The following is a 23,701-nucleotide window of genomic DNA, read 5'->3' as shown; positions in this document are numbered from 1 at the left end:
GTTCGACACAGGATCGATACATGCACGCGCGATGAGGGTGGAATGGACGCCGAAGACCGGGATCGCCGCGCCGACCTGCTGATCGTCGATGACGATCCGGCGGTGCGCCGCGCGTTGCACGACTATCTGACCGGACCGGAATTCTCGGTCCGCAGCGCCGACGGGAGCGCGGCGATGGACGCGGCGATCGCGTCGCGCATGCCCGACCTGGTCGTGCTCGACGTGATGATGCCCGGCGAGACCGGCCTGTCGATCTGCCGCCGGCTGGACGGGATCGTGCCGGTCCTGATCATCAGCGCGGCGGGCGAGACGACCGACCGCATCGTCGGGCTGGAGGTCGGCGCGTCCGATTATCTGGCAAAGCCGTTCGACCCGCGCGAATTGCTCGCGCGCATCCGCGCCATCCTGCGCCGCCCGGCGAGTCGGCGCGAGGATGCTTCCCCACCGCAGCGATACCGCTTCGCCGGCTGGCTGTTCGATCGCGACGCGCGGTCGCTGATCGATCCGGACGGGGCCGGCGTCGCGCTGACCACCGGGGAATTCTCCCTGCTGCTGGCCTTTGTCGAGCGGCCGGGCCGCATCCTCAGCCGCGACCAGTTGCTGGCGCTGACGCACGGGCCGCTCGCCGAGAATTTCGATCGCGCCGTCGATCTCGCGGTCAGCCGCCTGCGGCGCAAGCTGGATCGGCCCGGCCAGCCGCCACTGATCGAAACGGTCCGCGGGGTGGGATACCGCGCGCTGGTGGAGGTCGAGCGGGCGTGAGGGGCGCGTCGCTCCGCGTTCAGGTGGCGCTGTTCACCGTCGCCGGGATCCTGATCTGCCTTGCCGTCAGTTTCGGCATCGCGCTGGCCTTTCCCGATGCCGAACCGCAGCGCGTGTCGCTGGCCGAGGCGATCCATGCCGCCACCGCGCGGGACGTCCCGCCGGGCTGGCGGCGACGCATCGCCGATGCGCCGCCGTTCGAGACCCCGCGGGACGGGCCCGACATCGTGATCCGGGCGGGCCTCGCGGCGACGCTCGGCCTGCCCAATGACCGGGTTCGCGTCCGCTCGTTCCGCCAGGTTCGGCCGGGCGGCGCCGGTGCGCTGCGGCAGGGCGCGTCCGACGGCGCGGCGCTGTCGGCCGGCGCCGAGGCGATGCTCGCACGCATGGCGCTGGCGCCGGGAGCGCGGTTCGCGCCCTTCGCCCTCGCGATCCGGGAGGGTGACGCGCGCTGGGTGGTGCTGACGCCGGACCGGCCGTTGCTGACGCCCGAGCGCGCGCGGATGCTGATCGCGTTCGCGCTTGCCGCGGCGATCCTCATCCCGCTGGCGCTGTGGGGCGCGGCGCGGCTGACCGCGCCCTTTCGTCGGCTGGCGCAGGCGGCGGCGGACGACGGGCGGCTGGACAGCGCCGCCTGGGTCGGAGGGCCCGTCGAGGCGGCGCGCGCGGCGGAAGCGATCGACGCGATGCGCGCGCGGATGATCGATCACCTCAGGAGCCGCACGACGATGATGGCCGCGATCGCGCACGATCTTCGCACGCCGCTGACCGCGCTGCGCCTTCGCGTCGAGGGGCTGGCCGGCATCGCGCGCGAGGAAGCCGTGTCCGACATCGCCCGGATGGAGCGGATGATCGCGCAATTGCTGGCCTATGTCCGGGGCGAGTCGGTCGCCGCGATCGACGAGCCGGTCGATCTGGTGGACGTCGTCCAGGATTGTGCGCGGCGCCAGCGCATCGCCGGCGCGACGGTGACGCTGGCTGCCGAGGGCGAGCATCTGGTGTTCGGCGACCGCGACCTGCTGGATCGCGCCGTGTCCAACCTGATCGACAACGCCGTGATCCATGGCGGCCGCGCGGACATCATGGTGTCCGAAACCGGGGGGCAGGTGGTCTGCACGATCGACGACGACGGCCCCGGCATGGCCGAGGACCGGATCGAGGCCGCTTTCGCCCCGTTCCATCGCCTCGATCCGTCGCGCAACCGCGACACGGGCGGGGTCGGCCTGGGTCTGGCGATCGCCCGCGCGATCGTCGAACGCGCCGGGGGCACGATCACGCTGACCAACCGACCGCGGGGCGGGTTGCGCGCCGAGGTCCGCCTGCCCCCGCTCCGGGCGGCGCCGCCGTGACGCGCCGCCCGACCGCCATGCGCGCACAGCCCCGGAACGATCGCCGGAGCGTCGGGGTTATGACGCTCATGACCCGGATGATCTTGTGCGCCGCAGCCGTGCCCGCGCTGCTCCTGGCCGGATGCGAGCCGGCACAGCCGCCCGAGGACGGCAATCGCTCGACCCCGACAGAGGCGAATGCCGCCCGGCCCACGCCCATGGCCGCGCCGACGCCTGCGCCCGCAATTCCGGAAGCGACGCCCGTACCGGAGCCGAGCCCCGATCCCGCCGCCACGGTGCCCGAGCTAACCCCCGAGGCCGAGCGCGGCGAGAAGGGCGCGCGCAACCTGCTGCTCGGCTTTGCCCGATCGGTCGAGCAGAAGCAGTTCGACCGGGCCTGGTCGCTGCTGAGCCCGGCCGACAAACGCAAATGGAGCCGCGCCGCCTTCGCGAAGCTGTTCGCCGATCTCGATCGGATCACGGTCGCGATGCCGTCGGGCACGATGGAGGGCGCAGCCGGATCGAGCTATTACAATGCGCCCGTGTCGGTCACCGGCACCGACAAGGACGGCCGCTCCGTCAGGCTGGAAGGCGAAGCGGTGCTCCGCCGCGTCAACGACGTCGACGGCGCCACCGCCGAGCAGCGCCGCTGGCATTTCGAGACGCTGACGCTCGACTGGACGCATTGAGCCGCAGACGAGCCAACGGATCGTTCCTGTGGATGTCAGCGGGCTTCGGCGATTGCGGCCTTCCCGGCTTCGAGCAGCGCAGCCATCGCGTCCCGCAGATCCTGCGAAGACGGTTGTGTCCACGGTAACGGCCATCCGCCTTTTGCGCGGAAGCTGTCGGCGCTCACGCCCTGCCAGACGCGGGCGATCCACACGCCTTCATATGACCCTGGTTCACCCGCCTGGGTCGCGTTCAGTCGGACCGTGGCGCTGATCCTGCGCGTGTCGCGACCATCTTCGTCCGTCTGCTCGACCTGGACGCTCCACCATGGCCAATCGCGATTCGAGCGGTTGGACGTGTCCCGCACGACGTTTCCGACGAACGGTGCATGCTGGCGGCATTCGTCCAGCAGGGCATCGAGGGTGCGCATCTGGCATGCAAATGGGTCCTTGTCGCTCATGCAGGGACGGTATCTCCGATCACGACGTAAGTCAGCGTCCCACCCAATCGCAGTCGCCCGGCTCTGGCACAGGCTGGCGTAAACCCTCGCTGTGGCCGAAAGACCGCAAGATCGGGGGAGCGGGCGGCCGGCGCGTCCGGCACTGAGGGTGCGCCACGACGGAAAGAGGATGATGACCGCGACGCTGACGCACTATCAGGACCGGATGCGCCGGGTGCTGGATCATATCGACCGGCATCTGGACGGCGATCTCGACCTGGCTGCGGTCAGCAGCGTCGCGGCCTTCTCCAAATTCCACTTCCACCGGCAGTTCAGGGCGACCTTCGGCATTTCGCTGCATCGCTACGTCCAGCTTGCCCGCCTGCGACATGCGTCGAAGCGGCTGGCGGACGTGACGGGACACACGATCACCGAGATCGCGCTGGATGCCGGATACGAGACGCCAGACGCCTTTGCCCGCGCCTTTCGCCAGCGCCTCGGGCAATCGCCGTCGGGGTTCCGGAAGTCTCCCGACTGGGAGCCGTGGCTGCGCGCCTTCGGGCCGCTCACCTCAGCCAGGAGCAGACTCATGCAGCCGACCTATTCAAGCGACCATGTCGAAATCCGGACCGTGCCGACGATCCCCGTGGCGATGTTCGAGCATCGCGGCGATCCCGCGACGATCGACGTCACGATCCAGCGCTTCATCGCCTGGCGAAAGGCCGCCGGACTGTCGCCGCGGACCAACCCGACCTTCAACATCTGGTACAGCGAGCGCCGCCCGGCCGATCCCGCCGACTATCGCATGGACCTGTGCGTCGGGCTGAATGCGGGGCAGGGTGTGGACGAGACGGATGACGCGGTCCGGATCGGAGAGATTCCGGGCGGGCGATGCGCGGTGGTGCGCGTCACCGGGGACTCCCATGACCTGGAGCCCGCGGCGCTCTATCTCTATCGCGACTGGCTGCCCGCCAGCGGCGAGGAAGCGCGCGACTTCCCGATCTATTGCCAGCGCTTCTTCCTCGACGAGCCGGGCCTGACGACGGCGGCCGAGCTGTTCCTGCCCCTGAAGTAGACGGAACGCCGCCCCTCCCGCTGGCCGGGAAGGGCGGCGCCCTGTCAGTTGCGGATCACGATCGAGACGGCGCGGCGGTTGCGGGCATGGGATTGCTCGTCCGATCCCAGCGCGTCGGGGCGCTCCTTGCCATAGGACAGCGTGCTGATCCGAGTGGGGTCGATCCCCTGGAGGATCAGGAATTCGGCGGCCGCGCGGGCGCGGCGGTCGCCCAGGGCGAGGTTGTACTCGCGGGTGCCGCGTTCGTCGGCATGCCCCTCGATCGAGAAGCCGATGCGCGGATTCTGGCGCAGCCATGCGGCCTGGCGGGTCAGCGTCGCGCGGGCCTCGGGCGACAGGGTATAGGCGTCGAAGCCGAAGAAGACGCGGTCGCTGCCCGCCGCCGCGACCAGCGCGGACTGGAGCGCGCGCAGGCCCGGATCGTCCTGCTCGCCGCCATCATAGTCGCCGCCGGGGCCGGCATCGGGGATCGTCGCCCCGGTCTGCGGCGGCACGCGCTTGGCGCAGGCGGACAATGCGGCCGCGCCCAGCATCAGCGCGATCGTCAGGTGCTTCGTCTTCATCGGATCCCCTCTCGAGAAATGTTTCGGAAACACTCCTAGGGCGACCGCGCGAGACGGCGTTACTATAGCTTTTATATGCATGGACTTGGGCGGCAGGGGGCGGCTATCCGGAATGGGTGAGCGCAACCGCGTCCCTAGCGCGGACTCCTCTCTTCCCCCCCGAGGATGCGCTTCTCACCACGGCGGCGGGCGGCCATAAAGGCTCCCCCTCGGGCCCGGCTCCCGCCGTCGCGGACCAGATATGGAGACGATCCGGCCAATGGCCGAACCAGCCCCGTTTCTTGCCGGCCTCAGGACCATGAGGCTGCATATCGACCGCATGCAGGGTGCGGTCACGCTGCTGGTGCTGCTCGTCTCCGCGCTCGCCGCCTTTGCCGTCCATGATTATGGCGAGGTGGCCTCCGCGCTCGTCTTCGTCCTCGGCATCACCATCGCCGGCGCGCTCAGCGGCCTCGTCGCCGCGCTGATCGCCGCGGTCGTCGCCTTCGCCATCTATAATTTCTACCTGACCGAGCCCGCGCTGACCTTCCGCATCGCCGGAGGCGGCGACCTGGCGCCGCTGGTCGCGTTCAACCTGTGCGCGCTCGTCTCGGGCGTGCTCGCCGGGCGGTTGAAGGACCATGCCGAGGATGCACGCTCGACCAATCTGCAGCTGAACGGCCTGCTCGCGCTCAGTCACGAGCTGCAATCGGCGCTGCGCCTGGCCGATATCGTCGGGACGCTGGGCCGCGGCGCGCGCACCATCCTGGGCGCGGAAGTCGCGCTGTTCCGCATCGACGGCGATCGGGCGGTGTCGCTCGATGCCCGGCCGGAAAGCGCCGACTGGACCGATTTCGCGCTGCGCACCGACCGGGGGCCGAAGGCGTTGCGCGTCGAGAAGGCGCTGATCGGCCGGCGGCTGGGCGGGGGCGCCGGAGCGATGGTGATGGTCGCCGTCCCGCTCGGGGCGCCGCGGCTGAAGCCTGCGGTGGTCGATGCGCTGGGCAACATGGTCGCACTGGCGATCGAGCGCGCGGCCCTGTCCGACGAGATCACCGAGCGCCGCGCCGCCGCCCGCGCCGAGGAGTTGAAGAGCGCGCTGCTCGCCTCGGTCAGCCATGACTTTCGCACCCCGCTGACCGCGATCAGCGCCTCGGCTTCCAGCCTGCTCGCCTATGGCGCACAGCTCGATCCCGATACGTCGGCAAAGCTGCTGCGCGGCATCGTCGAGGAAGGCGACCGGCTGAACCGCTATACCGCCAATTTGCTGGAGATGAGCCGGATCGAGGCGGGGGGATCGCCCCAGCCGCTGCAGATCCTGAGCGCGACCGAGATGGTCGCGGCGGCGATCCAGCGGGTTCGGCCGCGCGCCGGCGATCGTCAGTTCGCCCTGATCGGCACCGATCCCGAGCCGCTGGTCGCCGCCAATGCCGCGCTGTTCGAACTGGTGCTGATCAACATCCTCGACAATGCGGTCGGCCATAGCGACGACGGCACCCGCATCCAGGCGAGCCTGTCACGCGAGATGGGGGCGTGCCGGATCGACATCGCCGATGCCGGGCACGGCATTCCGGAGGCCGCGCTGCACCGTGTGTTCGACCGTTTCTACCGCGAGGGCCGCACCGAGGGCAGCGGGCTGGGCCTCGCCATCGCCCGCGGCTTCGTCGAGGCGCTGGGCGGCACGATCGAGGCGCGCGTGCCCGGGCTGGACGGCCGGGGCAGCTGCATCACCATCCGGCTTCCGCTTGTCGAAGGGGCACTCACATGACCAGGATCCTGCTCGTCGATGACGAGGCGCCGCTGATCGCGGTGCTCGAGCCCGTGCTGGGCGCGGCCGGCTATGAGGTCAGCACCGCGCTGGACGGGTCGACCGCGCTGCGGCTGGCGCAGGATGTCGCGCCCGATGTCGTGCTGCTCGACCTGGGACTGCCCGATATCGACGGCAAGGACGTGATCCGCGAGCTGCGCCTGACCGGCACGGTGCCGATCATCGTCATCTCGGCGCGCCACCAGGAGACCGAGAAGATCGCCGCGCTGGATCACGGCGCCGACGATTACGTCAACAAGCCGTTCGAGATCGGCGAGCTGATGGCGCGCATCCGCGCCGCGATCCGCCGCAGTTCCAGCCTGCGCGAGGAACCGGGCGTCTATCGCGGCGGCCCGCTGGAGATCGATTTCGTCGCGCGCCGCGTCGTGCTGGACGGCGAGACGATCAAGCTGTCGCCCAAGGAATATGACCTGCTGCGCACGCTGGCGATGAGCGCGGGGCAGGTGGTCACGCACAAGCGGCTGCTCGCCGCCGGATGGGGGCCGGATTCGACCGACAGCCAGTATCTGCGCGTCTATATCGGCCTGCTGCGCCAGAAGATCGAACAGGATCCGGGCGATCCGCAATTGCTGCTGACCGAGCCCGGTGTCGGCTATCGCCTGGTCGGATCGGCCTGATGCGCGGGAGCGTTGCCACCTCATGATCGACGTCCGTACCCGCGACACCCTCGGCACCAGCAGCCTGGCCGAGCTGGAGACGCTTCACCATTTCTCGTTCGGCGGGTTCCAGGACCTGGCGCGCGACAATTGGGGGCGGCTGTGCGTGCTCAACCATATCGTGATGGCGCCGGGCGGCGGGCTGCGCACCGCGCCGATCGACGGCGTCGACCTGATCAGCGTGGTGCGCAAGGGGACGATCGCGCATGACGGCGGACTGGGCGGCAGCCCCAAGACGCGGGCGGGCGAGGTCCAGCTGATCTGCCCCGGCCCCGGCATCGTCCATGCCGATACCAATCCCGGCGCCAAGCCCGCCGAATATGTCGAGCTGCGCATCCGCATGGAGGGCGCGCCCGAACGCGCGCTGCGCCGCACGACCCGCTTTCCCGGCCGCACCCGCGCCGGCCTGCTCGAGCTGCTAGCCAGCGGCTTCCCGCAGGACCGCGCGCCATTGCCGCTCAATTCGCCGTCGCGCGTCTATGGCGCGCGGATACCGGCCAGGGCGCAGATCATTCATGCGATCGACCCGGGCAGGACCGCCTATCTGATGGCGCTGAGCGGTACGGTGACGGTCAACGGCGCCGTGGTCGGGCCGCTGGAGGGCGCCGCGATCGCTGACGAGGCGACGCTGGCGATCGAGGCGGAGACGTTCGTCGAGATGCTGCTGGTGGAGACCGACTGAGCGCGGGATTGCGAGGCGCGCTACGATCGCAACCAGGCGCGCCGCATCCGACACGAAGCCGCAACCCCCATCGGCGATCCCGATCCCGCATATCGGCGATCCCGTCCGATACCTGACCCGCGCGTCCGGCCGCGACGCTTTCGGCAAGCCGGGGGCATGACCGCCCGCGTCCGCGCCGCCGGTGACAGGACAGTTTCTGGGGTTTCACTTGGCGCATCATCTGATCGGACAGGCATCCATTGCCGCAACCACCGGCGCGCGGAGGGACGATGCGGCGCGGCCGGTGTCGGCGCCTCAGCGGATCGCCTCGCTCGACGTGCTGCGCGGCTTCGCGCTGCTCGGCATCCTCGTCCTCAACATCGAGGTGTTCAGCGGACCGATCACCTTCCACAACGTTCCGCTCGATCAGCCGCGCCCGGCCTTTGTCGGCTGGCATGCCGAGCTCGATTATCTGATCCTCTGGGTGAAATGGGCGTTTTTCGAGGGCAGGATGCGGACCCTGTTCGCGATGCTCTACGGCGCCGGCATCATCCTCCTGACCCGGTCGTTCGAGCAGCGCGGCGATGCGGCCCGCGGGCGGCAGATCTATTTCCGGCGCAATTTGTGGCTGCTCGCCTTCGGGCTTGCCCACGGCATCCTGATCTGGACCGGCGACATCCTGACCTATTACGCCCTGCTCGCGCTGGTGGTGATGTACCCGCTGCGGCGGGTCGGGGCGCGGACGCTGGTCACGATCGGCCTGATCATCGGGATCGGCGGCGGTTCGGTCGGGCTGTACCGCATGACCGATGCCGGCGCGATCTTCGAGGCGGAGCGCGTCGGGCAACTGGAACAGCAGGCCCATGCCGCGGTGAAGGCGCACCGGCCGCTGACCGACGAACAACGCGCCGCGCTGGCGTCCGAGGCCAGGCGCCGGGCAGAGGCTGCCGATGCGCCGGCATCGGTGGTGGGGGAATCGGGCAGATCCTATCTGCAGAGCATCGGACCGCGGGCGGCGTCCTTCTTCGAGTTCATTCGCGGCGTATTCGGCAGCGGCTGGATCCTCGAGGTGGTGGGCAGCATGATGGTCGGAATGGGCCTGTTCAAGCTGGGCTTCCTGACCGGCGACTGGTCGAGGCGCGCCTATGCGCTCACCGCGGGCATCGGCTATGCCCTCACCGTGCCGCTCGTCACGGTCGGCCTCGTCCTGTCCCAGCAATCCGGCTTTGCCGCACCGGTGCTGATGCGCTGGCTGGCGCTTCCCTATGGCCTGGAGGTGCTGCCCGGTGCGATCGCGAACGCGGCGCTGCTGCTGCTGATCTGGAAATCGGGTGTCGCGACCAGGGTGACGACCGCGCTCGGCAAGGTCGGGCGGACCGCGTTCAGCAACTATATCGGCACCAGCCTGATGTGCCAGTTCATCTTCGCCTGGGGGCCGTGGCCGCTGTTCGCGAAGCTGGAATATCACCAGCAGCTCTATGTGATCGCGGGCATATGGACGATCAATCTGGTCGCCAGTGCGCTCTGGCTGCGCTGGTTCGCCTTCGGCCCGCTCGAATGGCTGTGGCGGTCGCTCGTCTATGGCAGGCGCCAGCCGATGCGCGGGGCCTGACGCGGACTTGACGACGTTCGTAACGGGATCGGCAGCGACGGAGACGGCGCCGTAGCCTTGCCCTGCCAAACTGCCGGTTCTGACTTCAGCCGGGACCCCGCCATTGGCGTCCCGGCCCGGCAATGGGATTTACGATGCATCGCTCCGTTCTACCTCACGACCTGATTGTCGGCCCGCGCATGGCCAGCGAAGGCGGGCGTCATGACCTGCTCACGCTGATGGCGCTGGGGTGCATCGTCTATTTCATCACCGTCATGGGGCATGAGATCCTGGGCCATGGCGTCGTCATGGCTCTGAGCGGCATACGCAGCTTCGTCCTGACCTCGACCTCGATCGACGGAACCGATCCGAGCGAGTTCTCCGATTATGCCAGCGTCGCCGGACGTGCGATCGTGATGGCGGGATCGGCGTTCAACGTCCTGCTGGCCGCCCTGATCCATGCCGTGCTGTCGAGCCGCCGGAACTGGGCCGGAGCGCCGGTGCTGCACCTCTGCCTCCGCCTGCTGGTCACGGTCAATCTGTCGCTCGGCCTCGTCTATCTGCTGTTCTCCGCGATCTTCGGCGTGGGCGACTGGGCGATGGCGATCGATGGGCTGCCCCATCAGCTGCTGTTACGATCGGTCGAGATCCTGATCGGCCTGGCCGGGCTCTACCTGTCCGCCCGGATCATGGGCGGCTGGCTTCGCGACTATTCGGGCAAGCCGGCGGTCCTTGTCCGGGCGCCCTATCTCGCCTCCGTCGTCGCATTCTGCGTCATCGGGTCGCGCGTGCCCGACCCCTATCTCATCCTGACCTCGGTCTTCCCCGCGCCGATCCTGGGCCAGTCGCCGCTGATCCTCGCGCCGCTGTTCGTTCGTCGCCGCGCGGCAAGGCCTGATCCGACATCCCTGGTCCGGATCGAGCGAAGCTGGACGGCCATCGCGCTGGCCGCATCGTGCCTGATCGTGACCTGGCTCGTCGCCCCCGGGGTCGCGTTCCGGCTGTAACAGTAACGGTATCCAAGCCTGCTCGCCCAAGCAGATCACAGCGAGAATATGTCGATGTGATCCGTTCCTACTCAGCGTTTCGGGACGCTCGGCTTCGATCTTCGCATTGTCCGATTGACGAGGGCTCTGCGGTAGGCGAAATTGACTGTACTAACCGGGGGGCGGGGTTCCAGTGAATAAGCGACTTTGTCTCAGCGCCATTTCGGCGCTGATGTGTCTATCTGCTTGCAGCGGTGGCGGGGGCGGTGGCGGCGTCAACAGCGGCGGCGGCCCTGTCGCGCCGACGCCGACGCCGACGCCGACGCCGACGCCCGCCCCGACGCCGACCCCGACGCCAAATGCGTCGCTGTTGGGGCCGCTCACGAGCGAGAGCTTCACGAACGATTCGGCCTCCGGAACCGCGACGTTTCCGACCGGCGGTGCAGCCGTTACCACCAGCGCCGCGCGAAGCAGCGTGACGGTCAGCTACGATGCAGCGACGCGCAGCTATTCCATTTCAACCGATGGTCGGTCACAGATTTTCAGGCCGTCCGATCGCGATGCTGCCCAGAGCAGCAGCGCCACCGATGTCTTCGTGCGCACCAACGGGTCGATCACGGATTCGCTGACGCTGACCCGCCCCTCGGCGACGTCCGGTGCGTTGGCCTATAAATATGTCGGAGCCGGTTACTGGCAACGTACCAATAACGGGACGAGCGCGGTGACTGGCAGCTTCGACGCCTTCACCTACGGCGTAGAGACCCCCGATGCCGCGTTGCCGCGGACCGGGTCAGCCAATTATTCGCTGGATCTGCTCGGCATCGCGGCGGGCTGGCGCGGCTTGCGGGCCATCTCAGGCACCGGGAGGCTGGAGGCCAACTTCGCCAGCGGCCTGATCGCGATCAGGGGCACGGCACGCGAATATGATGTGCCGACGGGCTCGCTTGCCAGCGGCGCGATGGTCTTTTCCAGTGAGACGGCTTTGTCGAGCACGGGAAACGGCTTCAACGGCAGTTTCAGCTATAACTCGGAATATGCGACGACCTATGATGCCTATGACGGCACGGTGGCGGGGCGCTTCTATGGGCCCGGCGCGGAAGAAGTCGGCGCGACCTTTTCCGCGCGCAATCGGGACGGCAGTTCGATCGTGGGCACATTGACGGGCGGACGCGCTCCCGTTCCTTCGCTCCCGACGCTCGACGCGCTCAGCGCCAATCAGCAGTTCGATATCTACGCTTACTCGTACCACCCCGAATATTATCACGGGTACGATTTCCGCTCCACGTGGATTCGCTATGACGCAGCCAGCCGGAGTTGGACATTTCAGCCTCAGAATCTTACGACAGACAGAGTCCCCAGCTTCGGCCCGTCAAATCGCAACGCTACGCTGTCGAACGCGCGTTTCACCATTTATGATGTTGTCAACGACGTAGGAACCTTTCGCCTCACGCTCTACAATCCCGGTGCCGGCAACGATCAGCTGGCACTCAGCTATGCCAGCTTCGGCAGCTGGGAAGGCAAATTCACCAACACACCCGGTCTCGAACCTTCCAGTACTGGTGGCGCTATGATCGCCTTCGGACAGACGACCCCCACCCGGAATATCCCGATGACTGGCACTGCCACTTATGCAGGGATCGTGTTCGGGCAAGGGAGTGGCGATTCACATCGTTATACAGTGGGTGGAACGAGCCGGTTCGATCTGGCCTTTTCGACGGGCGAGTTCACCGTTGCACTGCAACTGAATGGTATCGAGAAGCGGTTGGGCACCGCGGTGGATTTCGGAAGTTTCACCTATGCCGGCAAGGGTATTGGCCGGGAAATGCTTGCCACCGACCGCGCTAACAATATCGGCTGGCGGGGCTTTCTTGCCGGACCGAACGGAGAGGAGATCGCCGGAACATTTAGAGTTGGCGGGCGCGATCCACTCGACAGCGGCTCTACTGTATGGCTCTACGGTGCGACGGGAGCCAAACGCTGCGCCGGGGCATGCTGATCCCGTAGGCCGCAAAAATGATCGGTGTAAAACAGGCGTTTGTTGCCATTGCAGCAGCGGCGACAATGATGGCGCCGCCCGTGCGCGCTCAGGAGATCAGCGGTCTGAACGCGTCGCAGCTGTTCGAGCTGGCTGATCAGGCGCTTCAGGCGGTCAAGCTCGACGAGGCCGAAGCAATCTATCTTGCCCTGTCCAAGGATCCCGATCTCGAGATTCGGACCGAGGCACGCTTTCGGCTTGCGATGCTATTGGCCGCGAACAAGCGTCCGCGCGAAGCGGCCGTGCTGCTTCGCGCGATCCTGGATGAAAAGCCTGGTGCGTCGCGCGTGCGTCTCGAACTCGCGGCGATCCTGGCCACGTTGGGCGATGATGCCGCTGCCCGGCGGGAGTTGCGCGCCGCTCAGGCAGGGGGGCTTCCTCCTCAGGTTGCGCAGGCGGTCAATCAGTTCGCGACCGCGCTGCGTTCCCGCAAACCTGTCGGAGCCAGTATCGAGATGGCACTGGTGCCGGATAGCAACATCAACCGCGCCACTGACGCGCAGATGCTGGACACCATTATAGCTCCGCTCGAGCTTTCGCGCGACGCGCGCAGCCAGTCCGGGGTCGGCGCAAGGATTGCCGGCCAGGCGTTCTTTCGACATCCGGTCTCGCCGGCACTGTCAGTCGTGCCCCGCGTCTCGGCACAGGGCGAATTTTATCGGCAGAGCCAGTTCAATGACGCGTCGGCGTCGGCGCTCATCGGTCTGGAATGGTCGCCGGGGCGCGAGCGGATCCAGGTGTCCGGCGGTGCCACGCAGCGTTGGTATGGCGGCGCTTCCTACGCCCGGACTGCGACGGTCACGCTGAACTGGCAGCATCCGTTGAACCCGCGCACCCAAATAACGGCGAATGCCACGGTGGCGAACACGGACTATCGGCAGAACGACCTTCAGGACGGCATGCTGTATAATGTCGAGCTGGGTGTTGAACGCGCGTTCAGCGCCCGCGCGGGGGGCGGCGTGTCGCTGTCGACCGTGCGACAGCGTGCCAGCGATCCGGGCTATTCGACTCTATCCGGGGGCGCGACCATTCTGATCTGGCGTGAATTCGGGCGGACGACCGGATTTGCCACGCTGACCGGCCGACGCCTCGAAGCGGACGAGCGCCTGTTTCTCTATCCCGAGCGGCGCAAGGATACGCTTCTTGGCGGGACAATGGGTGCCACCTTTCGCTCGCTCACGGTTCATGGTTTCGCCCCGCTCCTGCGCGTGACCTACGAACGCAACTTCTCGACCGTGGGCATCTACGACTATCGCCGGATCGCGACGACCGCGGGCATTACGCGAGCCTTTTGACGACGCAACAACTGGGCGGAGCGCACCCGTGCTGCCGCCGCCCTAGTGCCTGAGCGGAGGCGCAGACGTTGCCTACAGGTCGATCGAGGCCGACAGCTTGAAAGTGCGCGGCGCGCCCTGGAGCAGGTTCGGGCGCGAGCGGGGTCTGTCAAATGCCACGAGATCAGACTTAGTCGCGTGGACTGATGTCGCGAGGCAGGGGGATTGATCGACTGGACCTGCCCCGCACCAGGACCAGTTTGTCGGGGCGGCGGCCCGCGCGCCGTTGTGCTAATATCGGTCGCGACGACTCGGCGTTGCGCCAAGGCAGACAGGCATCGTTCCGGGGCGTGGTGAAGTAACGCCCAGAATGCGGTTCGGCGCTGACTGTCTGTCGCTGGTCCGCCCGGAGAGGTGTCCGATGGCGCAGGTGACGATCGATGCCGGCGATACGCGCTTCCATATCAGCCTGGCGCCCGCCATGCCGGTCGTCGAGCTGACGGCGAAGGGCGAGGACGGGCGTGCGCTGCCGGGGGCGTCCTGCACCTGGACCTTCGTGCTCGATTATCCGGGCTTCATCACGGTGCCGCAGGGATTTCGGCGCAACGGACGCGCCTATCGCCATCCGCCGATCGCGGCGGTCACGGGCAATCCGGTGCGCGTGCCCTTCGCCATCGTGACCGGCGGGCGGCTGACGGCGACGGTGACCGCCTCGGTCGGCGGGCGGCCGGTGACCGCCACCCGCGAGGACATCCTGATCGGCGGGACCAACCCGAGCGGTACCGATCTGGCGACCGCCGTGCCCGACAAGCTGATGCGCCAGATGATCCAGCAGGAAAGCGGCGGCGCGCAGTTCAACGACGGGCGCGCCGGGCTGCCGGCGCAGGCGATCAATCCCAACTGGTCGCAGGACAATCTGCGCGGGGTCGGGCTCGGCCAGCTGACCAATCCGCCGCCGACCGCCGACGAGGTGTGGAACTGGCGGTCCAATGCCGCCTCGCTCCAGCGCCGCTACCGCGACAAGAGGCGGTCGGGCGCGACGCTTCACACCCGGATCACGGCATCTGCCCGGTTCCAGGCGGAGGTGGCGGCGCTGGCCGAGTGGCGTCGCGCCGAAGGGCTGCCGCCGATCCGCGTCTCGCTGCCCGCCCTGACCGAGCAGCAGCAGGATCTCGAGGGTCTGCGCGCCTATAATGGCTTTGGCCGCACGGTCGCCGGCGAGTATCTCGATCACATCCATGAATATGAGCCGGCCCTGACCACGCTGACCTCCGCCACGCGCCGCGACCCCGCCGGGCGCGCGCTGACCTCGCCGCCGGTTCCCGCGGTGGATGGCAATGGCGCCGGCAGCTGGACCCAGATCAGCGGTGCCGAGCGAAATCGTCGCTCTGGCGGACAGGCGCCGGGCGATCCCGATTATGTCGCGCATGTCCTGGCGAGGCCCGGATGAGGCGGCTCGTGCGCCTGCTCTGGCTGCTGCCGCTGCTGGCCCTGGCGGCGCCGGTCCCGGTCGCGGCGCAGCGCTGGACCGCACCCCAGCAGGCGACGATCCTGATCGGTCAGTCGTGGCTCGGCCTGTGGCGCGGCGGCCGCGTCGCCGCCTCGCGGACCATGACCGGGTGGCAGTTCGGCGCCGCGCGGCTGACCCCTGACGGGCGGATGGTGGAGATCGCCGCGACCCGCACCGATGCGGCGCAGGGCGGCGACACGATCCTGCGCTTCGACGCGCGCACGCTGTCGCCGCGCGGGCAGGGGCGCGACCCCGTCCTGGCCGCGGCGCCGGTGCGCACCCCGATCGGAACCGACACCGGCATGGCCGACGATCGCGCGGCCCTGGCCCGTGCCGGGCGCGATGGCGGTAGGCTGGCGGGGCCGAACGACCGGGTCGTCCTGTCCGCCGACGGCAAGACGGTGGCGATGTTCGCGCCGTCGCCTGAGCCCGGTGCCCCCTGGACCGGGCGCGCGGCGCGCCTGCACGACGGGCACGCATTGAGCGCCGCCGGCCTGTTCATCGACGACGGTTCCCGCCGTGAAACGGGCGCCGCCCGCGCGCTCGCCTGCCTGCTGCCGCGCGGCGAGGGCGCGATCTTCACCTATATCGGCGCGCCGGCAGACCGCGTATCCGAATATCAGGCCTTCACGCCGCGCGCCGCACCGGTCCCGCTGAAGATGCCCTATGTGATGAGCTGCCTTTCGCCGCGGGAATCCTGACGCGGAGGTCATGCGTGGATCGTGGGAGAGTTAGCCTTGCGGCTTCGATGCTGCACGCTCGAGCCGGGAACGTCCCTTCCGCCCGAACCGCCACCCCCGCTTTGCCCGCTGCAACGCGATCGCCTCGCCCAGCGGGCGGTCGGGATGCTTCCGCCAGCCTCCGGCGCGATGCACATCGTGCCGGGCCGAGCTTTCCGCCAGGTCGAGCGTCGCTTCGTCGCCCATGACCGCAACGGCGATCGCCTGATCGTTCCGGTGGCGGTTCCGACGGTTTTCGATCGCCTTGCGCAACGGCACGGATTTGCGCGCGGTCTTCTGGCCGCTGGCGAAATAGGCCTGGCGCGTATCCTTCTTCAGGCTGAGTGCCTTCTTCTCCCGGGGCGTGCGGATCTTGCGCGGCATGTGCGCAAGGTGCCGGGAGATCGGGAGGCCCGCAACGAAAAGTTGAGCCAATTCGGTCGGCTGGATTCATCACTGGGGTGGCAGCGACGCCGATGCAGAAGCTGGGGAGGTTGCTTTCGTCGTCCGGATCGCGTTGGTATCGGTGGGGCAACCGGGGGGCATCATGGCAGGGCATAGTTTCGGGTGGCGCACACTTGTCATCGTCACCGGCCTGATCATCGCCTTGATCCTTCCCGCGACCGCATGGGCGAGAGATTATGATCTTCGTCACTTCGTCTGCCCTTTGGGCGGGCAGAAGTTCAGTCACGATGTCGGGTATGAGAGTTTTCCCTTTCTGACGCTACCGGATGGCAGTTGGCTCGGCGACGCCCTGATCGGCGCTCAGATCCCGGTATGCCCCGACAATGGCCTCGTCATCCTGCCGGACTTCGAAGCGATGCGCTTGAGCGACGAGCAGGCGATGAAGTACCGGACCTACACCCCGTCCGAGATTGCTCGCCTTCCTGCGCTCATCGCGGATCCGACCTATGTGGCGCTGAAAGCGGAGGGTCGGCATGCCCAGGCCTACTGGCTTGCAACCCAATTGGGCGTGTCCGCCGAGACCAGATTTCATCTGTTGCAGCGATCGACCTGGGCGGCGCTTCTCCCGCAGCTTCGTCGCACCCGCGTCGAGCGTTTCGCGGCCGATGGCCCCGCCCTGATCGATCAGTTGTCCGGACCGGAGGACGCAAAGCGGCTTTACAGGCTCTACATCGTGAATGCCTTGCGAGAGCTTGGCCGCTTCGAGGAAGCGCTCGCCGCGCTCGACCATTTGGTGCCGCCGAGCCCGAAGCCCGGCGAAACCGACGAACCCGCGGCAAATGATTTTATCCCGCTCAGACTGGCCATCGCGGCGCGGGATCACAGCCGGTTTGCGGTGGACATGCTTCCGGAGAAGGCGATGTCCTTGTTCTGCACTGGCGACGCGGCTCCACCCTATGATCAGATGACATCGCCGCCGGTCCAGGCGTGCGCGACGCGTCGGCAGCGCGAGGCCCGGGAGATGGAGCAAGATCGCGCGGACAGGATCAGATTCAGGGCAAACCCGCAACTGGTTGCCGAACAGTGCGCAGCGACGCCTGCTGGCCGACGCAGCGATGCGCTGGTCAGCGCGTGCGAACGAGCTTCGGCGGACAAGCTGATGGTCGACGGTCCGGCTTTGGTCAGGAGATGCGAGTCAACCGACGGCCAGGAACGGGCGCGCGTGCTTTTCCAGGCGTGCAGTCGCTATCTGGAATATCTTGCGCATGAGTTGGGCAGGGCGATTGCAGAAGACGCGGACGCCAGATCGATCCTTTGTGCCGGCGGCAGCTATATTCTGACCACGGCCGATATCCAGGTACCGGAGCCGTGCGAATATGCGGACGAGATCGCCGGCGCCCGGTTGGCGCAGCAACTGGGCGGCGATACCGATTTCGAGCGGCAGTGCGCCAACAGGTCCGAACTAAAACTGCCGAGGCCTATGTCCATTGCCTGCGATCAGCACTCGGACGCGACGGCCGAAGTCGAAATCCAAAGGCTGGCAGGAGACAGGGCAGCCTGGAAGCGTGAGTGCGGTCGCTATGTCAAGTCAGGCAAGGTGTCGCTCGATCTGATCATGAGAGACCCCAAGGTCGGCATTTGCGCCGACTCCCAGGACGCGCGGCCCTATCTCGCGGAGAAAGCGGCTGGTGAGGCGAAAGGGCTGGTGTGTCGAATCACGCTCCTCGGCGTCCAGTGCCAGACTCCTGCCGAACGCGACGCCGAAATGGCCGACAAGGCGCATGTGATCAGCGATGAGAACCCTGTCGCGCATGCGCACGCTGCCGCGATCATTGCGGAAGCGAAGGCGCGACGGTCCGCATCCGGAGCGCAACCGAGCCCCTGAGAACGATCCGCCTCACCCCAGCTCCGCCACCGTCACCATCCGCACCAGCTCCGACAGGCTCCTTGCCTGCATCTTCATCATCACGTTCGCCCGGTAGACCTCGACCGTACGAGCGCTGATTTCCAGGTCGAAGGCGATGACCTTGTTCGCGTGGCCGGCCACCAGCCCGTCCATCACCTCGCGCTCGCGCTGCGACAGGGTCGCCATGCGCGAGCGGATCAGGTCGCGTTCGGCCTGGGCCTCGTCGCGGTCGTTCTGGCGGGCGATCGCGGCGCGGATCGCGGTCAGGATGGTGTCGTCGTCGAACGGCTTTTCGATGAAGTCGGCGACGCCGGCCTTCATCGCTTGGATCGCCAGCGGCACGTCGGCGTGGCCGGTGATGACGATCACCGGCGCCGGCACCGCGCGGCGCTTCAGCTCGGCGACCAGCTCGACACCATTCATGCCGGGCATGCGGACATCGGTGACGATGCAGGCATGGTCGACCGGGGCGTGCGAGGCGAGGAAGGCATCGGCGGAGGGGAAGGTGCGCACGCGGATGCCGGCGCAGTCGATCAGGAACTCCAGCGAATGCCGCGCGCCCTCGTCATCGTCGATCACATAGACGATCGGCTCATTCGACATCGGCCAGTTCCTCCTTGTCCAGTCGCTCCAGCGTGAAGCGGAACACCGCGCCGCCGCCGTCATTCTCGTCGACCCAGATGCGCCCGCCATGCGCCTCGACGATCGTGCGGGAGATCGACAGGCCGACGCCCATACCCGTGCGCTTGGTCGTGATGAAGGGCTGGAACAGCTGCTGCGCGATGTCGGGGCTGATCCCCGGTCCGGTATCGGCGACGCGGACCAGCGCCATGTCGTTCGGCGCCGCCTCGATCGCGATCTCCAGCTCCCGCCGGTCGGTTCCGCTCTCGCTCATCGAATCGACGGCGTTGCGCACCAGGTTCAGCACCACCTGCTGGATCTGCACCTTGTCGGCCAGCACCAGGTCGATCGCGGGGTCGAAGGCATAGCGCACGCGGATGCCATGTTCCTTGGCGCCGACCAGCGCCAGCGCACTGGCTTCCTCGATCAGCTTGGGCAGGCTCTCGGCGCTGCGCTCGCTCTCGCCGCGCGCCACGAAATCGCGCAGCCGGCGGATGATCTCGCCGGCGCGCAGCGCTTCGTTGGCGGCACGATCGACCGCGTCGGCGATCCGCTCGACCGGCACCGCGTCGCGCTTCAGCAGCATCGCGCTGCCTTTCAGGTAATTGGCGATCGCCGACAGCGGCTGGTTGATCTCGTGCGCCAGCGACGACGCCATCTCGCCCAGCGCGGTCAGGCGCGAGACATGCACCAGCTCGCTCTGCAGCTCCTGCAGACGCGCCTCGGTCTGCTGGCGCTCGGTCAGGTCGCGGACGAAGCCGGTGAAGAAGCGCGCGCCCTCCATCCGCATCTCGCCGACCGCCAGCTCCATCGGAAAGGTCGATCCGTCGGCACGCTCGCCCATCACGACGCGGCCCTTGCCGATGATGCGCCGCTCGCCCGTCGCATAATAGCGCGCCAGATAGCCGTCATGCGCCTCGCGGTGCGGCGCGGGCATCAGCATGCTGACATTGCGTCCCTCGACCTGGTCGGCGGTCCAGCCGAACAGCCGCTCGGCCGTCGGGCTGAAGTCGCGGATCAGCCCGGCCTCGTCGATCACCACCATTGCGTCGGGCACGGTTTCCAGGATCGATCGCAGATGTGCCTCTCGCCGGGCAAGGTCGGCATTGACCGCCTCGGCCTCGCGCCGCGCCCGCTGGAACCAGTCGCCGCCCAGCGTCACCGCCGCGCCCACCAGCAGGAAGGCGCATGCCGCGATCCAGTTGCCCGCACCGATCGTCCCGGTCATCCGGTCGACCAGCAATCCCGCGGCCGCGCCGAGCAATGTTGCCAGCAGCCCCGGCCACAGGCCGGACAGGGCGGCTGCGGCGACCACCGCGGGCACGAAGAAGATGAAGGTCGCGCGCTGCTCCAGCAACTCGTCCAGGCTCCAGCGCACCGCCGCGCCGGCGGCGATCGCCGCGATCGCCAGCGCGCAGCCGGCCGCGATGCCCAGCCGGGGCAGGCGGGTCGGGGCGGCGGGAACGGGCAGGGCCATCGCGTCGATCATGCTCCGGCCGGCGGGACGCCGACCTCCGGGATTCCCCTTAGGGTAGTCATCCTAGGATGATCATCCAAATTTCGCCGCGCAGGCGCCGCGCCTAGTTGGAGTCCCGACGGCAGCGACCGGATCGCACCGCCTGTTTCGGGAGACTTTCCATGACCGCACCCTTTATCGACCTCAGCGTCCACCACCGTCCCAAGGGCGTGTCCGACCGCATCGCATTCGGCTTCACCAAGATGCTGCGCTGGACCGCCGACACCTTCTTCGCCGAACGCTATGGCCACCGCGCCGTGGTGCTCGAGACCGTCGCGGCGGTGCCCGGCATGGTCGGCGCGACGATCAACCACCTCGCCTGCCTGCGCCGCATGTGCGACGACAAGGGCTGGATCAAGACGCTGATGGACGAGGCCGAGAACGAGCGGATGCACCTGATGACCTTCATCGAGGTGTCGAAGCCGACCTGGTTCGAACGCGCGGTGATCATCGGCGTCCAATGGGTCTTCTACCTGTTCTTCTTCGGCCTGTACCTGGTCAGCAGCAAGACGGCGCACCGCGTGGTCGGCTATTTCGAGGAGGAAGCGGTGATCAGCTACACCCATTACCTCGCCGAGATCGACGAGGGCCGGTCCGAGAATGTGGCGGCGCCCGAGATCGCCAGGCGCTATTGGGGCCTGGCCGAGGATGCGACCCTGCGCGATGTGGTGCTGGTCGTCCGGGCGGACGAAGCCCATCACCGCGACGTCAACCACGGCTATGCCAATGAACTGGCCGGCCTGCCGATGGGCACCGTTGCCCCGTGCCCCCCGCACGCCGCGCTCGAGCCGACCTGGAAGCAGGCGGCCTGAGCGAGGCCGGGCCGGCGGATGCCCCCGCCGGCCGGGCGCCACCTGTTCCCGTCAGGTGGCGGCTCCGGACCTCCGCTCCCCGCCAACACCGGAACCGCGCCATGACGATCCAACCGCAGATCCTGTTGTTCGAACCCGATCCCGCCGTCGCCGCCGCGCTTGCCTTCTCGCTCGAGCTCGACGGCTTTCGCGTGATCGCGGGACATGCCGAAGGCAACGCCGCGGATGCCGCCTGCCTGGTGCTCGATCATCGCCAGCCGACCGGCGACGGGCTGGCGCTGCTGGGGCGGCTGCGCCAGCGGGGATGCCGGGGGCCGGCGGTGATCCTGGCGACCAATCCCAGTCGCGCGCTGCGCGACGGCATCGCCCGTGCCGGGGCGGCGCTGGTCGAGAAGCCGCTGCTGGGCGAGGGACTGACCCGGGCCTTGCGCAGCGCGCTCGCTCAGCCGAGAGAGGCCTGACATGTCCGACTTCGTGTTCGATCCGATCCCCGAACTGACCGAGGCCGACCTGGAACGGGTCGTCCACGAATTCTATTCCCGCGTCCGCCGCGATGCCGAGATCGGGCCGATCTTCAACGACGCGATCCGGGACTGGCCCGAGCATCTCGACAAGCTGAGCGCCTTCTGGTCGTCTGTGATGTTCACCAGCGGCCGGTACAAGGGGCGGCCGATGCCCGCGCATATCCGCCATGCCGGGCGGATCACGCCGCACGGCTTTGCCCGCTGGCTGGCGCTGTGGCGCGAGACCACCGACGACCTGCTGCCCGCGCGCCATGCGGCGGCGATGCAGGAAAAGGCCCGGCGGATCGCCGAAAGCCTGATGCTGGGGATCGATTTCCACCTCGGTCGACTGCCTTCCGACGCCCGCCAGGCCTGACCTGCGACGGGTCGCGGAACTCGAAACGGGTTCATCGGTACGAGACATCAGCGCAAATGCTGCTAAGAGCGCGCTTCCTGGCGATCCTCGCGGTCGCCTCCTCGAACCTATGGAACCCCGACGGATCATCATGGCAGGCTACAAGACCCCGACGTTCAACGATCGCGCAGCGGCATCGCGCGCTGCCCGCGAAAGCGCGCTGGAGAAGCTGCGCAACAAGGCCGCACCGGATCCCGCCGTCGTCGCCGAGCGCAAGGCGGCGCAGGAAGCCCGCGAAGCCGCCGAGGCGGAGAAGCGTGCCGCCCGCAAGGCAGCGATGGAGGAAGCCAAGGCTGCCAAGGCGGCTGCTGCGGCCGAGCGCAAGGCGGCAGAGGAAGCGAAGGCGGCGGTCGCCAACAAGCCCAAGCCGACCGATGCCGAGCTGAAGGCAGCGCGCGACGCGCGCTATGCGGCGCGTAAAGCCCGCAAGCGGTGACCCCCCGCGAGCTGATCGGCGTGGCCGAGGTGCCGGGCGGTCCGCCGCTCCGCCTCGTCCGGCACGGTCGCGACTTCATCATCATGCTCGATCGCAACGAGCTGATGAGCAGCCGCATGAGCGGTTCCGAAGTCGCGCTGGCGACGATGACGCTCGAACGGCTGGCCGACCCGGGGTCGGCGCGACTGCTGATCGGTGGCTATGGCATGGGCTTCACCCTGCGCGCGGCACTCGCCGCGACAGGGCCGAAGGCGCAGATGGTGGTCGCCGAACTGGTGCCCGGCATCCTCGACTGGGCGCGCGGTCCGATGGCTGATCTGGCCGCGGGCTGCCTCGACGATCCGCGCGTCGAACTCCGCATCGAGGATGTCGGCGCGTCGATCGGCGCCGAACGCGCCGGCTATGACGCGATCCTGCTCGACGTCGACAACGGCCCGGACGGCCTGACCCGGCCGGGCAATGACGGGCTCTATTCGAACCGCGGCCTGTCCCGTGCTCGCACCGCGCTGCGGCCCGGCGGTATCCTGGCGATCTGGTCCGCCGGCGCGGACGCCGCCTTCTCCCGCCGGGTAAAGCAGGCCGGCTTCGACGTCGACGAGGTCCGCGTCCGCGCGCGAGAGAACGGCAAGGGGCCGATGCACACCATCTGGTTCGCCCGGAAGGTGTGACGCCGGCGGCGCCGGCCCGCCCGACGGTGCGTTCACGCCGGGCGCGGCAGCGACCCCATGAAAAAGCGCCGGGGCAGGGCCGATGCAAGGTTCGGAAACACGGCGGAAAGCTTCGCCGTCTATGCGCCCATCGTCCAGGGGCCCGGTGATCCGGGCCTTCCCCGTTCCGGTATAAGCGCGAGGACCCTCAGTGCCCTCACCGTCACCCTCCATCCTGATGTGGCCGTCCCTGTGTTCCGCCCAGCGGATCACCGCCATCTTGCCGCTTGCAAAGTGCACGATTCGGCAACATTCCCGATTGTAACGCCATGAAACGATTCCCTGCCGCACGAGTTTGGCCCGCA

At 68.1% G+C, this 23,701-nt stretch carries 24 protein-coding genes; 19 read left to right on the top strand and 5 right to left on the bottom strand.

Features of this window, described 5'->3' with window-relative positions:
* Positions 1-42 precede the first annotated feature (42 nt).
* From TPR58_RS16940 to TPR58_RS16930, 3 genes are read left to right on the top strand one after another with little or no spacing between them, the layout of a single operon-like run.
* Positions 43-762: a response regulator gene (locus TPR58_RS16940; RefSeq protein WP_346247911.1), complete on the top strand. Its 720-nt coding sequence runs from the start codon at positions 43-45 to the stop codon at positions 760-762.
* Complete coding sequence (locus TPR58_RS16935; RefSeq protein WP_346247910.1) at positions 759-2,111, top strand: sensor histidine kinase; 1,353 nt, start codon at positions 759-761, stop codon at positions 2,109-2,111. The genes TPR58_RS16940 and TPR58_RS16935 overlap by 4 nt, the downstream gene beginning before the upstream one ends.
* 59 nt (positions 2,112-2,170) lie before the next feature.
* Positions 2,171-2,779: a hypothetical protein gene (locus TPR58_RS16930; RefSeq protein ID WP_346247909.1), complete on the top strand. Its 609-nt coding sequence runs from the start codon at positions 2,171-2,173 to the stop codon at positions 2,777-2,779.
* A gap of 35 nt (positions 2,780-2,814) precedes the next feature.
* Here the strand turns inward: TPR58_RS16930 and TPR58_RS16925 are convergent, their stop codons facing one another.
* Positions 2,815-3,219: a hypothetical protein gene (locus TPR58_RS16925; RefSeq protein WP_346247908.1), complete on the bottom strand. Its 405-nt coding sequence runs from the start codon at positions 3,217-3,219 to the stop codon at positions 2,815-2,817.
* A 172-nt stretch (positions 3,220-3,391) separates the two neighbouring features.
* Between TPR58_RS16925 and TPR58_RS16920 the strand changes: the two genes are divergently transcribed.
* Positions 3,392-4,273, top strand: a complete 882-nt coding sequence (locus tag TPR58_RS16920; RefSeq protein WP_346247907.1) for an AraC family transcriptional regulator — start codon at positions 3,392-3,394, stop codon at positions 4,271-4,273.
* 44 nt (positions 4,274-4,317) lie between these two features.
* Here TPR58_RS16920 and pal read toward each other — a convergent pair whose 3' ends face one another.
* Positions 4,318-4,836, bottom strand: a complete 519-nt coding sequence (pal, locus tag TPR58_RS16915; RefSeq protein WP_346247906.1) for a peptidoglycan-associated lipoprotein Pal — start codon at positions 4,834-4,836, stop codon at positions 4,318-4,320.
* Between the two features lie 259 nt (positions 4,837-5,095).
* On the opposite strand from pal, the gene TPR58_RS16910 reads away from it, so the two are divergent.
* From TPR58_RS16910 to TPR58_RS16870, 9 genes are all read left to right on the top strand, one after another.
* Positions 5,096-6,583 (top strand): sensor histidine kinase, encoded by a 1,488-nt coding sequence (locus tag TPR58_RS16910; protein ID WP_346247905.1) that lies wholly within the window; start codon positions 5,096-5,098, stop codon positions 6,581-6,583.
* A complete protein-coding gene (locus TPR58_RS16905) occupies positions 6,580-7,260 on the top strand; it encodes a response regulator transcription factor (RefSeq protein WP_346247904.1) in 681 nt (226 codons plus the stop codon). Before TPR58_RS16910 ends, TPR58_RS16905 begins: the two co-directional genes overlap by 4 nt.
* A gap of 22 nt (positions 7,261-7,282) precedes the next feature.
* The gene (locus TPR58_RS16900; RefSeq protein WP_346247903.1) at positions 7,283-7,981 is read left to right on the top strand and encodes a pirin family protein; all 699 of its coding nucleotides are present in this window, start codon (positions 7,283-7,285) and stop codon (positions 7,979-7,981) included.
* A 208-nt stretch (positions 7,982-8,189) separates the two neighbouring features.
* Positions 8,190-9,572, top strand: coding sequence for a DUF418 domain-containing protein (locus TPR58_RS16895; protein WP_346247902.1), 1,383 nt, complete (start codon positions 8,190-8,192; stop codon positions 9,570-9,572).
* Between the two features lie 134 nt (positions 9,573-9,706).
* A complete protein-coding gene (locus TPR58_RS16890; RefSeq protein WP_346247901.1) occupies positions 9,707-10,558 on the top strand; it encodes a hypothetical protein in 852 nt (283 codons plus the stop codon).
* A gap of 172 nt (positions 10,559-10,730) precedes the next feature.
* Entirely contained in the window at positions 10,731-12,533 is a 1,803-nt protein-coding gene (locus TPR58_RS16885; RefSeq protein WP_346247900.1) for a HupA family protein, read from the top strand.
* Between the two features lie 242 nt (positions 12,534-12,775).
* A complete protein-coding gene (locus TPR58_RS16880) occupies positions 12,776-13,867 on the top strand; it encodes a surface lipoprotein assembly modifier (protein WP_346247938.1) in 1,092 nt (363 codons plus the stop codon).
* Between the two features lie 400 nt (positions 13,868-14,267).
* Complete coding sequence (locus tag TPR58_RS16875) at positions 14,268-15,296, top strand: hypothetical protein (protein WP_346247899.1); 1,029 nt, start codon at positions 14,268-14,270, stop codon at positions 15,294-15,296.
* On the top strand, positions 15,293-16,057 hold the full coding sequence (locus tag TPR58_RS16870) for a hypothetical protein (protein WP_346247898.1): 765 nt from the start codon (positions 15,293-15,295) through the stop codon (positions 16,055-16,057). Before TPR58_RS16875 ends, TPR58_RS16870 begins: the two co-directional genes overlap by 4 nt.
* Before the next feature lie 30 nt (positions 16,058-16,087).
* Here TPR58_RS16870 and TPR58_RS16865 read toward each other — a convergent pair whose 3' ends face one another.
* On the bottom strand, positions 16,088-16,459 hold the full coding sequence (locus tag TPR58_RS16865; RefSeq protein WP_346247897.1) for a hypothetical protein: 372 nt from the start codon (positions 16,457-16,459) through the stop codon (positions 16,088-16,090).
* Positions 16,460-16,622: 163 nt separating this feature from the next.
* Here TPR58_RS16865 and TPR58_RS16860 point away from each other — a divergent pair, with 163 nt between their 5' ends.
* Complete coding sequence (locus TPR58_RS16860; RefSeq protein ID WP_346247895.1) at positions 16,623-18,365, top strand: hypothetical protein; 1,743 nt, start codon at positions 16,623-16,625, stop codon at positions 18,363-18,365.
* 12 nt (positions 18,366-18,377) lie between these two features.
* Here TPR58_RS16860 and fixJ read toward each other — a convergent pair whose 3' ends face one another.
* Entirely contained in the window at positions 18,378-18,989 is a 612-nt protein-coding gene (gene fixJ / locus TPR58_RS16855; protein WP_346247893.1) for a response regulator FixJ, read from the bottom strand.
* Complete coding sequence (locus TPR58_RS16850; protein WP_346247892.1) at positions 18,979-20,484, bottom strand: two-component system sensor histidine kinase NtrB; 1,506 nt, start codon at positions 20,482-20,484, stop codon at positions 18,979-18,981. Before TPR58_RS16850 ends, fixJ begins: the two co-directional genes overlap by 11 nt.
* A 161-nt stretch (positions 20,485-20,645) precedes the next feature.
* On the opposite strand from TPR58_RS16850, the gene TPR58_RS16845 reads away from it, so the two are divergent.
* The 5 genes from TPR58_RS16845 to TPR58_RS16825 all read left to right on the top strand — a co-directional run bounded on the left by TPR58_RS16845 (position 20,646) and on the right by TPR58_RS16825 (position 23,357).
* Entirely contained in the window at positions 20,646-21,335 is a 690-nt protein-coding gene (locus TPR58_RS16845; protein ID WP_346247891.1) for an alternative oxidase, read from the top strand.
* Positions 21,336-21,436: 101 nt separating this feature from the next.
* Positions 21,437-21,796, top strand: coding sequence for a response regulator transcription factor (locus tag TPR58_RS16840; protein ID WP_346247890.1), 360 nt, complete (start codon positions 21,437-21,439; stop codon positions 21,794-21,796).
* Position 21,797: 1 nt separating this feature from the next.
* Positions 21,798-22,214 carry a group III truncated hemoglobin gene (locus TPR58_RS16835; protein WP_346247889.1) on the top strand — a complete coding sequence of 139 codons (417 nt, stop codon included), beginning with the start codon at positions 21,798-21,800 and terminating at the stop codon, positions 22,212-22,214.
* A 130-nt stretch (positions 22,215-22,344) separates the two neighbouring features.
* Positions 22,345-22,689 (top strand): DUF6481 family protein, encoded by a 345-nt coding sequence (locus TPR58_RS16830; RefSeq protein ID WP_346247888.1) that lies wholly within the window; start codon positions 22,345-22,347, stop codon positions 22,687-22,689.
* Positions 22,686-23,357 (top strand): spermidine synthase, encoded by a 672-nt coding sequence (locus TPR58_RS16825; protein ID WP_346247887.1) that lies wholly within the window; start codon positions 22,686-22,688, stop codon positions 23,355-23,357. Before TPR58_RS16830 ends, TPR58_RS16825 begins: the two co-directional genes overlap by 4 nt.
* Positions 23,358-23,701: the final 344 nt, after the last annotated feature.

It is taken from the genome of Sphingomonas rustica (assembly GCF_039652585.1).
Taxonomy (GTDB): Bacteria; Pseudomonadota; Alphaproteobacteria; order Sphingomonadales; family Sphingomonadaceae; genus Sphingomonas; species Sphingomonas rustica.
The sequence above is the reverse complement of the archived record's forward strand: the minus strand, read 5'-3'. Positions and strand labels throughout refer to the sequence as shown.

Excerpts from the sequence above, each read along its gene's own strand:
- TPR58_RS16905 (WP_346247904.1), top strand. The coding sequence starts at position 6,580 with ATGACCAGGATCCTGCTCGTCGATGACGAGGCGCCGCTGATCGCGGTG.
- fixJ (WP_346247893.1), bottom strand. The coding sequence starts at position 18,989 with ATGTCGAATGAGCCGATCGTCTATGTGATCGACGATGACGAGGGCGCG.
- TPR58_RS16890 (WP_346247901.1), top strand. The coding sequence starts at position 9,707 with ATGCATCGCTCCGTTCTACCTCACGACCTGATTGTCGGCCCGCGCATG.
- TPR58_RS16845 (WP_346247891.1), top strand. The coding sequence starts at position 20,646 with ATGACCGCACCCTTTATCGACCTCAGCGTCCACCACCGTCCCAAGGGC.
- TPR58_RS16860 (WP_346247895.1), top strand. The coding sequence starts at position 16,623 with ATGGCAGGGCATAGTTTCGGGTGGCGCACACTTGTCATCGTCACCGGC.
- pal (WP_346247906.1), bottom strand. The coding sequence starts at position 4,836 with ATGAAGACGAAGCACCTGACGATCGCGCTGATGCTGGGCGCGGCCGCA.
- TPR58_RS16920 (WP_346247907.1), top strand. The coding sequence starts at position 3,392 with ATGACCGCGACGCTGACGCACTATCAGGACCGGATGCGCCGGGTGCTG.
- TPR58_RS16880 (WP_346247938.1), top strand. The coding sequence starts at position 12,776 with ATGCTATTGGCCGCGAACAAGCGTCCGCGCGAAGCGGCCGTGCTGCTT.
- TPR58_RS16875 (WP_346247899.1), top strand. The coding sequence starts at position 14,268 with ATGGCGCAGGTGACGATCGATGCCGGCGATACGCGCTTCCATATCAGC.
- TPR58_RS16910 (WP_346247905.1), top strand. The coding sequence starts at position 5,096 with ATGGCCGAACCAGCCCCGTTTCTTGCCGGCCTCAGGACCATGAGGCTG.
- TPR58_RS16840 (WP_346247890.1), top strand. The coding sequence starts at position 21,437 with ATGACGATCCAACCGCAGATCCTGTTGTTCGAACCCGATCCCGCCGTC.
- TPR58_RS16865 (WP_346247897.1), bottom strand. The coding sequence starts at position 16,459 with ATGCCGCGCAAGATCCGCACGCCCCGGGAGAAGAAGGCACTCAGCCTG.
- TPR58_RS16850 (WP_346247892.1), bottom strand. The coding sequence starts at position 20,484 with ATGGCCCTGCCCGTTCCCGCCGCCCCGACCCGCCTGCCCCGGCTGGGC.
- TPR58_RS16830 (WP_346247888.1), top strand. The coding sequence starts at position 22,345 with ATGGCAGGCTACAAGACCCCGACGTTCAACGATCGCGCAGCGGCATCG.
- TPR58_RS16925 (WP_346247908.1), bottom strand. The coding sequence starts at position 3,219 with ATGAGCGACAAGGACCCATTTGCATGCCAGATGCGCACCCTCGATGCC.
- TPR58_RS16930 (WP_346247909.1), top strand. The coding sequence starts at position 2,171 with ATGACGCTCATGACCCGGATGATCTTGTGCGCCGCAGCCGTGCCCGCG.
- TPR58_RS16835 (WP_346247889.1), top strand. The coding sequence starts at position 21,798 with ATGTCCGACTTCGTGTTCGATCCGATCCCCGAACTGACCGAGGCCGAC.
- TPR58_RS16900 (WP_346247903.1), top strand. The coding sequence starts at position 7,283 with ATGATCGACGTCCGTACCCGCGACACCCTCGGCACCAGCAGCCTGGCC.
- TPR58_RS16870 (WP_346247898.1), top strand. The coding sequence starts at position 15,293 with ATGAGGCGGCTCGTGCGCCTGCTCTGGCTGCTGCCGCTGCTGGCCCTG.
- TPR58_RS16940 (WP_346247911.1), top strand. The coding sequence starts at position 43 with ATGGACGCCGAAGACCGGGATCGCCGCGCCGACCTGCTGATCGTCGAT.